This window comes from Alcanivorax sp. (assembly GCF_014762765.1).
Lineage (GTDB): Bacteria > Pseudomonadota > Gammaproteobacteria > Pseudomonadales > Alcanivoracaceae > Alcanivorax.
Window position 1 is genome coordinate 13,740 of the sequence record NZ_JABURH010000108.1, and the last position, 15,050, is coordinate 28,789.

Consider the following 15,050-nt stretch of genomic DNA (forward strand, 5'->3'; position numbering starts at 1 on the left):
ATGAGTGATCATGACATTGTTCTTTCTGTCGTCGACGATGAAGGTATTGAAGCCTGGCTGGAGCGGGTGGTGGATGAGCCATTCCGTCTTGAACAGGTCAGCAGAAGCGATTTGACCCGTGTACTGCGATTGCTGGAGGCCACCACCGCCCATGTGGTGATGGTGGAAATTTCCGAAGCGGATATGGATCAGTCGCTGGCTATCATTACTGCCCTGACCAGTGCCCGCCCCTGGGTAACCGTGATCACCGTCTGTGGTCGTGCCAATCAGGAGTTGTTGCTGCAGTCCATGCGTGCCGGTGCCCGGGATTGCTTTGTGGCAGGCAGCGAGGCGGGGGATGTGCGTGACCGTCTACGGCGGCATCAGTTACTGAGAGTCGGCCACTATGATGACCAGGTTCGCTCGGCGACTAATAATCTCACTCTGGTGGCATCCGCCAGCCCCACGGTGGATACCCGGTTTCTGGCCCAGAATGTGGCGCTCGGGCTAAATCGACTGTTCCCCAATGAACGTTGCCTGGCGATTGATACCCAGCCCGCCGAGCGCGGTATTTTCTATCTGGATGTACATAACGAGTACACTCTGGAAAACCTGCTGGCGAGCCCGGAAACTCTGGATGAAACCCTGATCGGCACTGCTCTGGAAGAGTATCGACCGGGTTTGCGGTTGCTGGCTGGTGGTATCGATAGCCGCGAGCTGGAAGGGGATCGCAGCGCGGATCTGTTCATTGCGCTCAATCACTTGATGCAGATGTTTGATCGTATCGTGATCAATGTGGGCACTCTGGAGAGTCGCCACTGGGTGCGCGCCCTTGGCATTCATGCGCGCCATCTGCTGATCACCATGCAGCCGCTGGTGGATCAGGCTCATGCAGTGCGGACCCTGGGTAATGAGTGGCGCTCCCATCTTGGTCGTGACAGCCAGGTTCATCTGGTGGTGGACGGTATGGAGGGCAAGGTGCCTCCGGGTCTTGACGAGCTGTCGGAGACAGCTGGGGTTGGTCTGCTTGGCGGGTTGCCCATGGACTGGCGACACCGCCTGATGGCCATGAATAGTGGCCTGCCTATTCAGGAGCAGTCTCCCCGCTGTCGTTACAGTCGCGGTCTGCAGGCCATGGTTAACAAGCTGGAATCACAGCAGGAAGTGAGTGCCGGTGAGAACTGGTGGCAACGACTGCGTAGTAACGGATAGCAGGAGCGCTTGTGGCGGGACGGATCGACGCAGAATACCAGCATCTCAAGGATCGCACCCATCGCTGGGTGGTGGAGCGGCTGGATGAGGAAGGCATTGAGGTTGGCAATGCCGGCCGCGATCAGCTTGCCGATTTCGTCCGCACTGCGGTAGGGCAGCATATCGCCCTGAACCGGGTGCCTCTGTCCACTCAGGATCTTAATCAGCTGGTTCGCGATACGCTGGACGAGGTAACCGGTTATGGACCGTTAGAGCCTTTGCTGGCGGATCCTCGTATCAACGATATTCTGGTAAATGGCCCGGACAGCGTCTTCATTGAAGTGGCCGGGGTCCTGCAAAAGGCATCGGTGCGATTCATCAACGACGATCATGTGGTGCGGGTGATTCGCCGTATGCTCGCTCCCCTGGGGCGGCGGCTGGACGAGTCCAGTCCCATGGTGGATGCTCGTCTGCCGGACGGGTCCCGGGTCAATGCGATCATTCCGCCGCTGGCCCTGGATGGCCCCAGCATCAGTATCCGTAAATTCACCCGTCATCACTTGGGTGCCCAGGAGCTGATTGACAGTGGTTCGCTGACTGAGGCGTGTCTGGATACCATGGTCAAGGCAGTGGAGTCGCGGCGCAACATCATCATCAGCGGTGGCACCGGCACCGGCAAGACCACCATGCTGAACCTTATCAGCCAGTATATTCCTCGCCAGGAACGTATTCTCACCATCGAGGATTCCGCCGAGCTGGTTCTCAATCATCCCCATGTAGTGCGTCTGGAAACCCGCCCGGCGAATACCGAAGGCAAAGGTCGTATCAGTGCACGGGAGTTGGTGATCAATGCTCTGCGGATGCGCCCGGACCGGATTATTCTCGGTGAGGTACGCTCCAACGAGATCATTGAATTGCTCCAGGCCATGAACACAGGCCATGACGGTTCCATGAGTACCATCCATGCCAACAGCACCCGTGATGCGCTTGTGCGTATCGAAACATTGCTGGCGGTGAGCGGATATGAGGCTAGTGAAACTGCCATCGGGCGACTGATCGGTTCGGCGCTGGATATCATCATTCAGCTGGAAAGGTTGCCCGATGGCCGCCGTCGGGTCAGCGAGGTGGTAGCACTGACGCCTACGGAGAATGATCTGTACCACATGGATTATCTGTACCGGAGTCAGACATGAGTGCGGTTGAGCTGCTTGGTATGGCACAGCTGCTCGGCATTATTGCCGTGCTGACGGTGCTCATGCAGCTCGTCTGGTTTCGTTATCGGCAGCGCAGCCTGTTGACCGAGCGGGTGCGTCAGCGTTTGCAGCAGCGCGTGGAGATCGGTGGAGAGCCGGGGCAGGTGCGGGTGGTTGCGGGTCCGTTGGAACGACTTCTGTTGCGGGCCGATATTCGCTTGTCCAGAGTGCAGCTATCCCTACTGGGTATCGTTATCTTTCTGGTTGTGGTGCTGGTTCTGGCATCTTCCGGTTTTATTGCTGCAGCCGTGGTGTTGGTACTGATGGCGGCGAGCCTCTGGATGTACTGGCGGTTTCGCTTCCAGCAGCAGCGGCGGATGATTTTTGAATCACTGCCGGGAATCATGGAGTCGACTCTACGCTATATGAGTGCCGGTCGGTCGCTGGAGGCGTCGTTAATGGAGTCCTTCCAGGATGCGCCGCCGGTGTTTTCACCGCTGACCTTCAGGCTGCGCAGTGCGATTGAATCCGGGCGCGATTACACCGGTTTGTTTGAAGACTTTTCCCGGCTTTACCAGGTGTCATCGTTGGTGCTGGTTTCTATTGCGCTACGAACTTCCGCGCGGTTCGGCTCCTCCATTCGGCCTGTTCTGGAGCAGGTGGCTACATCGCTGCGTTCTCAGCAAGAGCTGCGGCGGGAGTTTCTTGCCTCAACCGCGGAGACCCGATTTACCGCTGGCGCCTTTACCCTGCTGCCGCTGGGTATGGCTGCCTACATGATGCTGATTAACGAGAAGTATGCCGAGGTGCTACTGAATACGGACACCGGCCATACCATGTTGATAATTGCCGGTATCCTGCAGGGCCTTGGTGTGCTCGTGATCTGGCGAATGATACAGGGGGTCGGCCGTGAATAATGTGCTGCTGATTCTCGCTATTTTGCTGTCGGTCTTGTCAGTGTGGCTGGTATACAAGACTCGGGATTGGGCGTTGCGTGCGCGGGTCAGCCAGCGTTTGCAGGATAGCGGAAACCATCGGGATGATGAGGATAGGGGCTTCTGGCTGTGGAAGCTCTCCAGTGCACTGACCGAATCCTCTGTTGCTTCAGGAGACTATCAGGAAATTCGCCAGGCATTAGCCGGCATGGGTAAGAGCCGGGAGCAATCCCAGGTCATTTACCTGTTGTCCTGCTGGCTGCTGCCGGGTCTGGTGGCGTTGGTGGGGTTTCTGGTTTTTGGTTTGCTGGGTGGCCTGCTGGCATCGGCTGCAGGGTTCATTGTGCCGCGGCGGATGATTCGTGGCATGGGTGCCCAGGCCGAGTTGCGACAGAACCTGGAAGCCGTAGAACTTTGTCACATGACGCGAATGCTGATGGAGGCGGGGCTCTCGCTGGAACGAGTGCTGCGCATCATCGGCCGCCAGGGGCGACCGCTTTTGCCCATTCTCATTATGCGAATAGACCGCTTTAACCGGCTCATGAAGTCTGGCGCGGAGCGGACCCAGGCGCTGGATGAACTGGGCGAAAACAAACGCATTCCGGTACTGCGCAGCTATGTAGTGCTGATGAAGCAAAGCAGTCAACTGGGTGCAGGTGTATCCACCAGCCTGGATCAAATCATTGAAGAAGCCCAGAACGTGGAACGTAACCGCATTCGGGAGGAAACCAATCGGATCGGCGCCAAGATGACGGTGGTAATGATGGCATTCATGCTGCCGGCACTGTTTATCTTGATCGGCGGCCCGGCGGTGATTTCCATTGCCGATGCATTGGCACGATAACAAAGGGAGTAACGACATGCGTGGCATGGTTTGGGGAGCTCTGGTATTGCTGGCGGGCTGTGCCCATCAGTCAGTGCCGGAGTCGGCCCCGGGAACAGTGGATGTGTCATCAATTGCCTGCAAGGAGGCATTGCAGCCAGAACAGCGCGTGGATCTGGAAATGGTTGATACCCTGATGGCCAAGGGCCGGAATTACGCAGCTCTGGCCCAGCTGGAAAGTAAACCGATGAGCGCTATCGATCACTGGTTGCGTTACGGCCAGTTATTGGCGGCCTCCGGCAAGCTGGATGAGGCCGAGCAGGTGTATCGTGCCCTGGCCAACCGCTGTGATGATGGTCGCAGTCGCCATGGTCTGGGTATGGTGCTGCTCAAGCGCCATGAAGTCATGGCGGCACTGTCGCACCTGGAGCGTGCACGAAGCCTGGCGCCTGCCACCTCCCAGGTGCGCAATGATTACGGCTATGCCCTGATGTTGGTGGGTCGTTACGAGGATGCTGCTTTCGAGCTGCGCACCGCCTTGGAACTGGCCAATGGCAAGGGGCCGGTTCGTCAGAATCTGGCTGTGGCCTATCTGATGACCGATGACCGTGAGGGCCTGCAGGCGTTACAGTCAAATTATGGTTTTTCGGAGGATGAAATTGCCTATGCCGAGAAACTCAGTGAACAGTTCGGGAGGACCCGGCAATGAAGAAACTGGCCTTGATACTGATATTCCCGGGGGCGGTACTGGCGGCGGAGCCACAGCAAGCCTATAGCTTTGGCGTTTCCGGTCAGGTGGTGAGCAATGAGTCGGAGACAGTCACCGACTGGCTGCTCAACCAGCAGCGTGATTCCCGCCCTGCAGGGCAGAGTGAGCTGGCGGCACCGCTTTATGTGGATACCCAGCGCCGCCTGGCAGATTCCTTCCGTACCGCAATACCGGAAAGTTTCGGTGAACAGACCCGAGACGGCAATTAATCGTTTCCGGCAGCGCGGGGCCCTGTCGGTCATTACCCCGCTATTGCTGCTGTTCGTCATTATTCTCACGGTAATGGCGCTGGACGGCGCTCGCCTGTACAGCTTGCGCAGTGAGATGCAGGCCCAGGTGAATGTGGCAGCCCAGGCTGCCGCGGGGGAGGCTCAGACATGCGGTGGGCAGGCTCCCAGCTCTGCCGTGGTGCAACAGCGTGCATTGGCAGCTGCCGCCGCCCAGGGGTTTCAGGGTGATGCCGCTGCTTTGCAGGTGCAGCTTGGTGTGATTGAAGATAGCGACAATGATGGTGTGGTGGCTTTCTCGCCTGTTAGTTTAATTGAAGAAAGTAATGCGGTACTGGTAAGTCATACGCGTACCGAACCGATATCCATGCTGTTGCCGCAATCGGTGTTCGGAGGCATCGACATTTCAGTCAACGCCGCCGTGCGCAAGGAAGTGGAGGCAACCATCAGTGCTGCCGGGGGTACAGCCGGCGTCGGTGGTGATGCCACTTTGCTCGGCAGTCTTCTCGGCGTGGTTCTCAATCAGCCTGGGTTCGGACTGGACCCGACCGACCTGAACAGTCTTGAAAACGCCACGGTACAACTTGGAGATCTGCTCTCTGCAGCCGGGGTCGATGATCTGGTGGAGCTACTGCCGCTTGAGGCATCTACCCTGGCGGCTGCACTCCGTGATGTTGGCGGGACTGCTGCGCCGGTGGCGGATATGCTGGATGATCTGGTAACGGCTCAGGGGATAGAGACCATCAAGGTGGCCGATATTATCAGTGTTGCGGAGAATGCTTCTGTCCCCGACTCCAGCGAATTTCCAGTCTATGATCTGGTCATCAGCCTGGTGCTCAATCTGGCGGAGCAGCAGCAAGCTGGAGAAGGTGGGGTGCTGTCTTTGCCGCTCAATATCAACAATCTTTCCATTCCGTTGATTGCCAATATCACGGCTGTGGACCTGGGTTTGAATGTGGGGGAGCCGCCTACGGTGGCCGTGGGGCCGGCCCGACAGAATGCGGACGGTGAATGGGTAACCAGTTTCTATGCCCCGGATCTGACTCTTCAGTTGTCGACTGATGTGGAGCTGTTACCGATAAACATTGGTGGGCTGTTGTCGTTTTCGCTTGCTGATTTGACGATTCCTCTGGCAGTGAATGCCGGTGGCGGTGCAGGCCAGCTGGTGTCTGCGGACTGTGCCCGTGGTACGGCAAACACGGTCGAGTTCGGTGTTAATCTTGAACGGGAAGTGGCTCGTATCGTAACCGGGACATTGACCTCGGATGGCGAGTTACAGCCTGAGCCGCTGGAAGCGACTGTTGGCAGGTTGACCCTGTTGTCGGGGCTGCTCCCTCCTATTGACGGCATACTTTACCTGAACGCAGAAGTGGATGGTCTGGTGCCCGGCGTGGAAGAAACGGTATTCATGGATCCGCGCTATGATCTGTATTGTGACCCTGTCGATGGGTGTGATCAGTTGAGGTACAGCGATCTGGGTGATGGGTTGTCCGGTCTTGATCTGGATGTAGAGGTTAATGAGGCATCGTTGCTTAAAAGCAGTTTTGGCTTGATCAACCTTACGCCGCTATTGAAGCCTATTCTGGATCCGGTGTTGGCGTTGTTGGACGACGTGATATCGAATCTGGCTCAGGCCGTGATTAACCCTTTGCTGAGGACCCTGGGTGTCGGCTTGGGGGGGATCAGTGTCAATATCAGTGCAGCCAACCAGGAGGGTGTTCAACTGATCGAAAATATTGTGGTGGCGCCTGATCAGTGAGGGCGAATCCTGGAGGATGATCATCTGACAACCACAAAAAAGGCCGCAAAATGCGGCCTTTTTTTGGTGTTTCGATATCGCAGAGAGAGGATCAGTGCGATACCGTAGCCGGCCGATAGCGGGTCAGCTGATCGGCAAACTCCTGCAGGGCAGCAATGCCGGACTCGCGGGCATCGTGATACCACTGTTCCAACGCTTCCACCATTTCCGACGAGTTACGGCTGGTCTGGGACCAGATGTCCTGCAGGCGCAGGCGGAACTGGTAGATGGCATCCAGGGTTTCGTTGCTTTCCGTCAGTGTCTGCAGGCGCTTTTTCTGTCCGGGCTTGATCAGGCTGATGTCGCGGTGGAACAGGGCATGAGCACGGGCATACAGGTCGCGGGTAGCGTCGCAGGCGCGAGCCTGCTCCTGCTTGAATACCGGCACAATCACGGTCTTGCGGTAGTTGGCCATTACCTGGAAGCGGTGCTGCATGATGCCGCGCAGGGCATCCAGATCCACTTTGCTGGCGCTTTTCTCGAAGGCCGGCTTGGGAGCGACCTTTTTCACCTTGGCCAGGCCAAGTATCTCGAACAGACGAATCCAGGCCCAGCCCATGTCGAACTCGAAACGGCGCACGGACAGCTTGGCGGAGTTGGGGTAGGTGTGGTGGTTGTTATGCAGCTCTTCGCCACCAATCAGGATGCCCCAGGGAGAAATATTGCGTGACGCATCGGCACATTCGAAGTTGCGGTAGCCCCAGTAATGACCGATCCCGTTGATGACGCCGGCGGCGAACAGCGGGATCCACATCATCTGAACGGCCCAAACAGTGATGCCGGCAGCGCCAAACAGCAGCAAGTCGATCACGGCCATCAGGGTGACGCCACCCATGGGGAATCGGGAATAGACGTTGCGCTCGATCCAGTCGTTCGGGCAGCCAGCCCCGTATTTGTTCAGGGTTTCCTGGTTTTCCGCTTCTTCGCGGTACAGTTCGGCGCCTTCGCGCAGGACTTTCTGGATACCTTTGACCTGCGGGCTGTGCGGGTCCTCTTCGGTTTCGCACTTGGCGTGGTGTTTGCGGTGGATGGCGGTCCACTCAAGGGTGTTCTGGCCAGTGGTCAGCCACAGCCAGAAACGGAAAAAATGCTTCAGTACCGGGTGCAGTTCCAGAGCCCGGTGGGCGGAATAGCGGTGCAGGTAGACGGTGACACCGACAATGGTGATGTGGGTCATGGCCAGGGTGATAAGGATCAGGGCACCCAGGCTGGGGGCCAGCAGGCCGTTGCTCAGATAATTCAGCATGAAAGTCGCACAAGGTAAAAACGGAGTTCCTATTGTGCCCAGTCGGGGGGACAGGAAGAAGGTGCCGAATAGGTCAAATTCGGACTTTCGGGCCAAGGGTTGGCCAGGGGCGGATGAACGGTAGGAAACGCCCCTGACGCCGGATGCCTGGATCAGAGGTCAGATCGTTCCAACAACAGGTGTCCACGGGGATCCACCGATGCCTGCCAGCCTGGGGCCAGCCAGGTTGTGCCTACTGATTCGGCAATCAGGGCCGGGCCCTGGATCGTCTGGCCGGGGCCCAGGCCATCGCGGTCATAAATCGCCACTTGTTGGTCTATGCCGGGTAGTTGCGCTTGCCGTGTCGCCTTGCCGGTGCGTGCAGGCAGGGCCGGTTGGGTGGGTGATGAGGTGGTAGCCAGGCTTTGCACTCTGATGTTCACCTGCTGTACCGGCAACGCCAGTCGATGGCCGAAACGCAGCTCATGAGCATCATGGAAAAGTTGCTCACGCTGCGATGTCTGATTTTGCCAGGGAATCTGCAGTACCGATGACTGGCCCTGATAGCACATGTCGACAAAGATCTTGTGTTGGACATCGCTGGCGGGAACTCCCTCGCGGATCAATTCTTCGCTGCCTTGTTGTTGCAAGGCAGCAATTTGCGAGTTCAGTATCGTGTCGTCGGATGTTTCAGGCAGTGCCTGGAGTTGTTCGCGTTTGCGGGGCGCATACACCAGTCCCTCGGCAGACAAGACCCCGGCCCGGCGGGGAACAATGGCTCGGCGCATGCCCAGGTTGTCTGCCAGGGCGCAGACATGGAGGCCCCCGGCGCCGCCAAAACTGAGCAGGGCGAAATCCGCCGGGTCGAAGCCTTTCTGGATGGAAATCACCCGCAGTGCCTGGGTCATGTGCTCATTGGCCAGCGCCAGTACCCCTTCAGCGGTGTCCTCCATGCCGAGGCCCAGTTGCGCGGCCAGTGTCTCCATGGCATGGCGAGCGGCAGCAATATCCAATGTCAGGGATCCGCCCAGGGCGAAATCCGGCTGCAGCCGGCCGAGTACCACATTGGCGTCGGTGACGGTAACCCGTACGCCGCCGCGGCCATAACAGGCCGGGCCCGGGTCGGCGCCAGCGGAATGCGGACCCACATGCAACAGGCCGGCATCATCCACATAGGCCAGTGAGCCGCCACCGGCGCCGATGGTGTGCATGTCGACCATGGGGACAGCCACCGGATAGGGACCGATATGCCCCTGCTGGGTAAGGCGCAGGTCGCCGTCCAGCAGTGCCACGTCCGTGGAGGTGCCGCCCATGTCGAAGGTCATCAGCTGTGGTTGCTGGAGTTGCTCGCCCAGGCGTCTGGCGGTAGCAAGGCCGCCGGCAGGCCCGGACAATAGAAGATTCACCGCCAGCCCGGCGGCCTGCTCGGAAGCGATGGTGCCGCCGTGGGATTGCATGATGGCCAGAGGTGCGGGGGCTGTCGCCTGCTGAAGGCGTTGCAGATAGTCCGCCACCTTGGGGGCCAGCCAGGCATTCAGCCAGGTGGCCATGCCGCGCTCGTATTCTCCCCGAGTCGCCAGAATGGCGTGGGAAGCACTGACGGGCAGGCCCGCTGCCTCCAGGGCCTGGCGGATGCACTGCTCGTGGGATGGATTCAGATAGGAAAATAGCAGGCACAGGGCCACAGACTGGGGCTGATGGGCAAGCACCTTTTCAACCAGTGTCGCCAGGTCCGCTTCGCTGAGCGGCGTGACTTCCTTGCCTTGGGCATCGAGCCGGGCAGCAATGCCTGCAACTTCCAGAGTTTCCAACACCGAGGGCGGTGGAGTCGGTGTCAGATTGTAGAGCTCTGCCCGGTTCTGACGGCCGATGCGCAGAATGTCTTCAAGTCCCTGGTTGGTAATCAGCAATGTGTGAGCACCCTTGCCTTCCAGTGCCGCATTGGTTGCCACCGTGGTGCCGTGGACGATGGCAAGCTTCCCCGCGGCCATGGCATCGCCGAGGCCAAGCTCGCCAATGCCCTGCAGGATGGCCTGCTCGGGAGCCGAGGGCGTGGACAGTACCTTGTGAATACGCGGCTCGCCGTCCCCGAGCAGTACAAAGTCGGTAAACGTGCCGCCGGTGTCGACGCCGAGCCAATAGGAAAGGGACATAATTAGGTAATGAATAATTGATAATTGATAATTGATAGCTTAAGAGCAAAAGATGTGTAGCGTAAGTGCGTGCCTACTTTGCCGGGGCGTGTTTTCGTTATCAATTCTCCATTATCAACTATCAATTGATGTTCTGATGCCCGAACTACCCGAAGTGGAAACCACCCTCAGAGGCATTCGCCCCCATCTGGAAGGGCGTATCCTGAAAGCCGTTACCGTGCGTGAGCCGCGGTTGCGCTGGCCGGTCAGTGATGCCCTGTATGCGCTGAAGGATTGCCCGGTAATAGGTTTGCGTCGCCGGGCCAAGTACCTGTTGATCGAGCTGGAGGCGGGCCAGGTGATGATTCATCTGGGTATGTCTGGCACCTTGCGTGTGGTGGAGGAGGCATTGCCATTACGCAAGCATGATCATGTGGATCTGCTGCTCGACAGTGGCAAGGTGCTGCGTTTCAACGATCCCCGTCGTTTCGGCAGTGTGTTGTATCAGACCGGCGCTGAGCCCCATGCATTATTGGCCGCGCTGGGCCCGGAGCCGCTGGGGGATGATTTTGATGGTGACTGGTTGTTTGCCCGCTCACGGGGGCGAAAGGTAGCGGTGAAAAGCTTCATCATGGATAACGCCACGGTGGTTGGGGTAGGGAATATTTATGCGCAGGAAAGCCTGTTTCTCGCCGGTATCCATCCTTCTCGTGCGGCAGGGCGCATTTCCCGGGAGCGTTATCAGCGCCTGGCAGATGCCATCAAGGCGGTACTGGCCCGTGCCATTGAGGCTGGCGGCACCACTCTTAAAGATTTCACCAGTGCAGAGGGGCAGCCGGGCTATTTTGCCCAGTCTCTGAGCGTCTATGGTCGTGCGGGCTTGCCCTGCCCGCAATGTGCGGGGCTGCTCAAGGCTGATCGCCACGGGCAGCGCAGTACCTGCTATTGCCCGCAATGCCAGCGGTAGGGCTAAGACCGGGTCCGTGACTGCGAGGTGAGAGCTGGTTACGAATTGACCATGCCACCTATTGCTGGGGTACGAACAAAGGTGTAGATTGTGATGCAATTGTCGGAATATTAACGACTTAGCTGAAACAATGTCAGCGATACTTTAACTATAAAAATACAAGAGGGATTCACCATGAAGCGAGCAAAGCGCCCGGTAGTGGCATCTGTTCTCGCCTCCACCCTGGTGCTGAGTGCAATGACGCCGCTTGCTACTCATGCCCGATCCATGGGGGACGTGGATAATCGCCCAGGCGAAGTGGCCATGATCGGGGATGCCCTGTTTGCACGCCCGGTACTGGCTGCTTCAACGGTGGTCGGGTTCGCACTCTTCACCGTCACGTTGCCGGTCAGCCTTCTGGGGGGCAATGAAGATGAGGCTGCGGAGAAGCTGGTAAGAGCCCCGGCCCGTAGTACGTTTCTGCGTTGCCTCGGCTGCACCCCTGCCCAGCATGATCAGCTTGTTGCTGAAAAAAAAAGAAAAGACGCTCAAGAGAATAAGTAAGCCGGTAGGCTGATTAACAAGGAGTTAACATGAAAAAGCTTTGTGCCTCACTGGTGTTGTGCGGTTTGGGGGTCGTATCGGCCAACTCCTATGCAGATGGTTACCTTGCCGTGGGTTATGCCCAGCTTGAGCAGAATGATCGCTTTTTTGGTGATGACCGCTTTGATACCGGTGACCTGGTTGCCAAGCTTGGTGCGGATATCAGCAAATACTTTGGCGCTGAAATGCGGCTTGGGACGACGGTAATCAGTAATGAAGAGTCCGTAGCCGGCGGTGATCTGGAATATCGCCAGAATTACTTCTACGGCGGTTATTTGCGAGCCCGTTGGTCCAACAAGACAGCATTAACTCCCTATGCGGTATTGGGGATAGCCCATGCCAAAGAAACTCTGGATACGCCGGCAGGATCTTTTAATGATGACTGGACTGACACCTCTTATGGTGCCGGTGTAGATCTGGATATTACGGACAGTCTGGCGGTTAATGCTGAATACGTTTTGTACCGTGATATGGACAATGTGACGATTAAAGGACCGGCCGCTTCTCTGGTTTGGCGCTTCTAGAAACATCGGCTTTGCCCGGAAGGAAAAAACCTGCTCCCCGCGAAAGCATTCCAGGGGGAGCAGGTTTTTTTTGTCTGCGCTTGCGGATTTGTGGATTGCCAGAAAGCAATCGGCAAAGAGCGTTGTGCTTAGCCCAACGTCAGGCAGTGCTTCTTTTCGCTGCAAAGGTCGTTGAAAAGTGTTTTACACAGACCGTTCACCTTTTGATCAAGCGCAGTGTCATCGAAAGGGTCGTCTGCCAGCGGTTGCCACTGCATGGCATTGAGCTGTAGCTGGATATTGCGCAGCAACATCCGGTACGGGTCTTTCAGGTCATACATGTCCAGAATGCCTTCCGCATGGATCAGGGTGTGCATGCCCATGCTCATGGACCACTGGCCAATGCTGAAAGCCAGCGGCGCCAGGCCATGAGTTTCCAGCTCGCCGTTCTCCATGGCGTCCTTGACCACTTGCTCCACCATACGTCCGATGGGCTGGGTCGCCTCCAGAAGTTGTTCCCGGCGGTTGGCGGACGCTGCCTGCCAGACCACTTCAGTCATCACATATTGTTCCAGCCGGAAATGCTCCGGATAGTGCTGGGCGAACAGGGCATAGGCCACGGCAAAGCCCAGCATCTTGTCACGGGTGCTCAGGTCGGAGTCGGCGACGCGCTGGAAGTAATCCCGGCGGGTGGTGGTCAGTTCCGTGCAGACCGCGATCAGCAGATCTTCTTTGGAGGCAAAATGGTGGTAAAGGGTGCCGGTGGCAAAATTGCAGCTTCGGGCAATGGCGGCCATCTGGATGCCGAGCAGGCCTTCGTTGCACAGTTGCTGGCGAGTGGCTTCGATAAACAGTTGTTCGCGTTCTGCCAGCGCCTGTTCGCGCCCGCTCCGTGTCTTGATCATAGTCGGTATCTGTTGTGATGCATGGAAACAGTGTGAATAGCATTAGAGAGTGGTTCAAGCGCTTTGTGATAGCGCCTCTGCCAGCTTTTCTAATACCCCGTTCAGATGATGCATGCCCTTGTCGGTACATTGCAGCCGCTGAGCGGTGACCTCCAGCAATCCCTGTTGCCGGAGTTCCCCCAGATTGTTTATCCATTGTGCCGCAGGAAGCCCGGTGTTGTCCTCTACAGTCTGTAACCGGATACCGGCCACTAGTCGCAAGCCATTCATCAGTGCTTCGAACAAACGGTCCTCTTTCGCTACAGGCTGGTACTGACGCCGAGCTTGTTCCGGGTTGGCCAGATAGTCCTCCGGCTTGCGGGTTTTCTGGTAGCGGTGGATGGTGCCTCGGCTTGCATTGGTGATCTTGCCGTGGGCGCCTGCGCCGATACCCAGATAATCGCCGAATTGCCAGTAATTCAGGTTATGCCGACAGGCATGGCCGTCCTGTGCAAAGGCAGAAACCTCATAGCGGTGAAATCCCTGGCTGGCCAGCAGGGCAAAGCCGGCCTCTTCGGTATCGGCCATGTTGTCGGGGCTCGGCTGGTCGGGGGGGGAGCGGTAGAAGACGGTGTTGGGCTCAATGGTAAGTTCGTACCAGCTCAGGTGCGTCGGCTGCAGCTCCATGGCCTGTTGCAGGTCCTCCAGGGCCTGGGCCCGGCTCTGGCCGGGGAGGGCATGCATGATATCCAGATTGAAGGTGGTAAAGCCGGCCTCCCGGGCCTGGCGGGCGGCCTGGATAGCGGCCCCGGCGTCATGAATGCGCCCAAGGGCCTGTAGATGGATATTGTTGAAGCTTTGTACTCCGATCGACAGCCGGTTGATGCCAGCTTCCCGAAACCCGGCGAAACGGCCGGCTTCCACGGTACCGGGGTTCGCCTCCAGGGTGATCTCGGCCTCATCGCTCAGAGGCAGCCGTTGCCGGATACCCTGGAACAGCTGCCGATAAAAACCTCCGGACAGCAGACTTGGCGTGCCGCCGCCAATAAAGACGGTTTCCACCGGCCGATCCCCGATCAGCGGCAGATCCTGATCCAGATCTGCCAGCAGTGCCTGCAGATAAGCTGCCTCCGGCAATTCTCCCCGCTCATGGGAATTGAAATCGCAATAGGGGCATTTGCGCACACACCAGGGAGTGTGGATGTAGAGGGAGAGGGGTGGGTTCTTCAGAGGCATGAGAGTTGGAGGAGCGCTGGGGCAATGGGAAAGTGTGGGCATGGTAGCAGAATAGTTGACAGTTGATAGTTGACAATTGACAGCGAAAAACAAAGAGTTGCGTCGAGTTATGGGGCTTCCAGGGTTTTAGCTGTCAACTGTTCACTGTCAATTATCAACTGGTCTATATGGTGCATATCTGGGTAGATGCCGACGCGTGTCCGCGGCCGGTGAGAGAGGTGTTGTTTCGGGCAGCACAGCGGGTGCAGATTCCCTGCACTCTGGTGGCCAATCAGCCGGTGGCGGTGCCCCGTTCTCCGCTGATCCGTGCCATTCAGGTGGGGCAGGGTTTTGATGTGGCGGATAACGAGATTGTTCGCCGTTGTCAGCCTGGGGATCTGGTGGTGACCCAGGATATTCCGCTGGCGGCAGAAGTGGTCGCCAAGGGGGCGGAGGCGGTCACGCCGCACGGCCACTGGTTGGACAAGGATACTGTGCGCGAGCGGCTCAATATGCGCGATTTCATGGAGGAGATGCGTTCCGCCGGCATGCAGACCGGCGGCCCCAATAGCTATTCCAACCAGGACAAGGGACGTTTTGCCAATGCCCTGGACCGCTGGCTGGCCC

The 15,050-nt window shown here is 57.9% G+C and carries 15 protein-coding genes; 11 read left to right on the plus strand and 4 right to left on the minus strand.

The features are described from left to right. Genes HUJ17_RS06510 through HUJ17_RS06540 form a run of 7 tightly spaced genes read left to right on the plus strand, consistent with a single transcriptional unit; the run spans window position 1 to window position 6,876 of the window. Window positions 1-1,191, plus strand: a complete 1,191-nt coding sequence (locus tag HUJ17_RS06510) for a hypothetical protein (protein ID WP_290509926.1) — start codon at window positions 1-3, stop codon at window positions 1,189-1,191. A gap of 11 nt (window positions 1,192-1,202) precedes the next feature. Next, on the plus strand, window positions 1,203-2,363 hold the full coding sequence (locus HUJ17_RS06515) for a CpaF family protein (RefSeq protein WP_290509927.1): 1,161 nt from the start codon (window positions 1,203-1,205) through the stop codon (window positions 2,361-2,363). Continuing rightward, a complete protein-coding gene (locus HUJ17_RS06520; RefSeq protein ID WP_290509928.1) occupies window positions 2,360-3,280 on the plus strand; it encodes a type II secretion system F family protein in 921 nt (306 codons plus the stop codon). The genes HUJ17_RS06515 and HUJ17_RS06520 overlap by 4 nt, the downstream gene beginning before the upstream one ends. Then, window positions 3,273-4,142, plus strand: coding sequence for a type II secretion system F family protein (locus HUJ17_RS06525; RefSeq protein ID WP_290509929.1), 870 nt, complete (start codon window positions 3,273-3,275; stop codon window positions 4,140-4,142). Before HUJ17_RS06520 ends, HUJ17_RS06525 begins: the two co-directional genes overlap by 8 nt. Window positions 4,143-4,158: 16 nt before the next feature. Next, a complete protein-coding gene (locus HUJ17_RS06530) occupies window positions 4,159-4,830 on the plus strand; it encodes a tetratricopeptide repeat protein (RefSeq protein ID WP_290509930.1) in 672 nt (223 codons plus the stop codon). Next, entirely contained in the window at window positions 4,827-5,099 is a 273-nt protein-coding gene (locus HUJ17_RS06535) for a hypothetical protein (RefSeq protein ID WP_290509931.1), read from the plus strand. Before HUJ17_RS06530 ends, HUJ17_RS06535 begins: the two co-directional genes overlap by 4 nt. Beyond that, on the plus strand, window positions 5,074-6,876 hold the full coding sequence (locus HUJ17_RS06540) for a hypothetical protein (protein WP_290509932.1): 1,803 nt from the start codon (window positions 5,074-5,076) through the stop codon (window positions 6,874-6,876). The genes HUJ17_RS06535 and HUJ17_RS06540 overlap by 26 nt, the downstream gene beginning before the upstream one ends. Before the next feature lie 91 nt (window positions 6,877-6,967). Here HUJ17_RS06540 and HUJ17_RS06545 read toward each other — a convergent pair whose 3' ends face one another. Both HUJ17_RS06545 and HUJ17_RS06550 read right to left on the minus strand, forming a co-directional pair. Then, a complete protein-coding gene (locus tag HUJ17_RS06545) occupies window positions 6,968-8,161 on the minus strand; it encodes an acyl-CoA desaturase (RefSeq protein ID WP_290509933.1) in 1,194 nt (397 codons plus the stop codon). A gap of 152 nt (window positions 8,162-8,313) precedes the next feature. Further along, window positions 8,314-10,293 carry a hydantoinase/oxoprolinase family protein gene (locus tag HUJ17_RS06550; RefSeq protein ID WP_290509934.1) on the minus strand — a complete coding sequence of 660 codons (1,980 nt, stop codon included), beginning with the start codon at window positions 10,291-10,293 and terminating at the stop codon, window positions 8,314-8,316. A gap of 136 nt (window positions 10,294-10,429) precedes the next feature. On the opposite strand from HUJ17_RS06550, the gene mutM reads away from it, so the two are divergent. The 3 genes from mutM (at window position 10,430) to HUJ17_RS06565 (ending at window position 12,345) form a co-directional block, all read left to right on the plus strand. Next, complete coding sequence (gene mutM / locus HUJ17_RS06555) at window positions 10,430-11,239, plus strand: bifunctional DNA-formamidopyrimidine glycosylase/DNA-(apurinic or apyrimidinic site) lyase (protein ID WP_290509935.1); 810 nt, start codon at window positions 10,430-10,432, stop codon at window positions 11,237-11,239. 174 nt (window positions 11,240-11,413) lie between these two features. Then, window positions 11,414-11,782 (plus strand): hypothetical protein, encoded by a 369-nt coding sequence (locus HUJ17_RS06560; RefSeq protein ID WP_290509936.1) that lies wholly within the window; start codon window positions 11,414-11,416, stop codon window positions 11,780-11,782. 29 nt (window positions 11,783-11,811) lie between these two features. Next, window positions 11,812-12,345, plus strand: a complete 534-nt coding sequence (locus tag HUJ17_RS06565) for a porin family protein (protein WP_290509937.1) — start codon at window positions 11,812-11,814, stop codon at window positions 12,343-12,345. Between the two features lie 128 nt (window positions 12,346-12,473). Here HUJ17_RS06565 and HUJ17_RS06570 read toward each other — a convergent pair whose 3' ends face one another. Both HUJ17_RS06570 and hemW read right to left on the minus strand, forming a co-directional pair. Further along, a complete protein-coding gene (locus tag HUJ17_RS06570) occupies window positions 12,474-13,229 on the minus strand; it encodes a TetR/AcrR family transcriptional regulator (RefSeq protein ID WP_290509938.1) in 756 nt (251 codons plus the stop codon). 54 nt (window positions 13,230-13,283) lie between these two features. After that, window positions 13,284-14,444, minus strand: a complete 1,161-nt coding sequence (gene hemW, locus HUJ17_RS06575; protein ID WP_290509939.1) for a radical SAM family heme chaperone HemW — start codon at window positions 14,442-14,444, stop codon at window positions 13,284-13,286. A 167-nt stretch (window positions 14,445-14,611) separates the two neighbouring features. On the opposite strand from hemW, the gene HUJ17_RS06580 reads away from it, so the two are divergent. After that, window positions 14,612-15,050, plus strand: a 439-nt coding sequence (locus HUJ17_RS06580) for a YaiI/YqxD family protein (protein WP_366471174.1), incomplete at its 3' end; no start/stop codon positions are given.

Bases quoted from the DNA above. Each gene is read 5' to 3' on its own strand.
- HUJ17_RS06510 (WP_290509926.1), top strand. From the start codon at position 1: ATGAGTGATCATGACATTGTTCTTTCTGTCGTCGACGATGAAGGTATT.
- HUJ17_RS06520 (WP_290509928.1), top strand. From the start codon at position 2,360: ATGAGTGCGGTTGAGCTGCTTGGTATGGCACAGCTGCTCGGCATTATT.
- HUJ17_RS06530 (WP_290509930.1), top strand. From the start codon at position 4,159: ATGCGTGGCATGGTTTGGGGAGCTCTGGTATTGCTGGCGGGCTGTGCC.
- HUJ17_RS06535 (WP_290509931.1), top strand. From the start codon at position 4,827: ATGAAGAAACTGGCCTTGATACTGATATTCCCGGGGGCGGTACTGGCG.
- HUJ17_RS06545 (WP_290509933.1), bottom strand. From the start codon at position 8,161: ATGCTGAATTATCTGAGCAACGGCCTGCTGGCCCCCAGCCTGGGTGCC.
- HUJ17_RS06550 (WP_290509934.1), bottom strand. From the start codon at position 10,293: ATGTCCCTTTCCTATTGGCTCGGCGTCGACACCGGCGGCACGTTTACC.
- mutM (WP_290509935.1), top strand. From the start codon at position 10,430: ATGCCCGAACTACCCGAAGTGGAAACCACCCTCAGAGGCATTCGCCCC.
- HUJ17_RS06560 (WP_290509936.1), top strand. From the start codon at position 11,414: ATGAAGCGAGCAAAGCGCCCGGTAGTGGCATCTGTTCTCGCCTCCACC.
- HUJ17_RS06565 (WP_290509937.1), top strand. From the start codon at position 11,812: ATGAAAAAGCTTTGTGCCTCACTGGTGTTGTGCGGTTTGGGGGTCGTA.
- HUJ17_RS06570 (WP_290509938.1), bottom strand. From the start codon at position 13,229: ATGATCAAGACACGGAGCGGGCGCGAACAGGCGCTGGCAGAACGCGAA.
- hemW (WP_290509939.1), bottom strand. From the start codon at position 14,444: ATGCCTCTGAAGAACCCACCCCTCTCCCTCTACATCCACACTCCCTGG.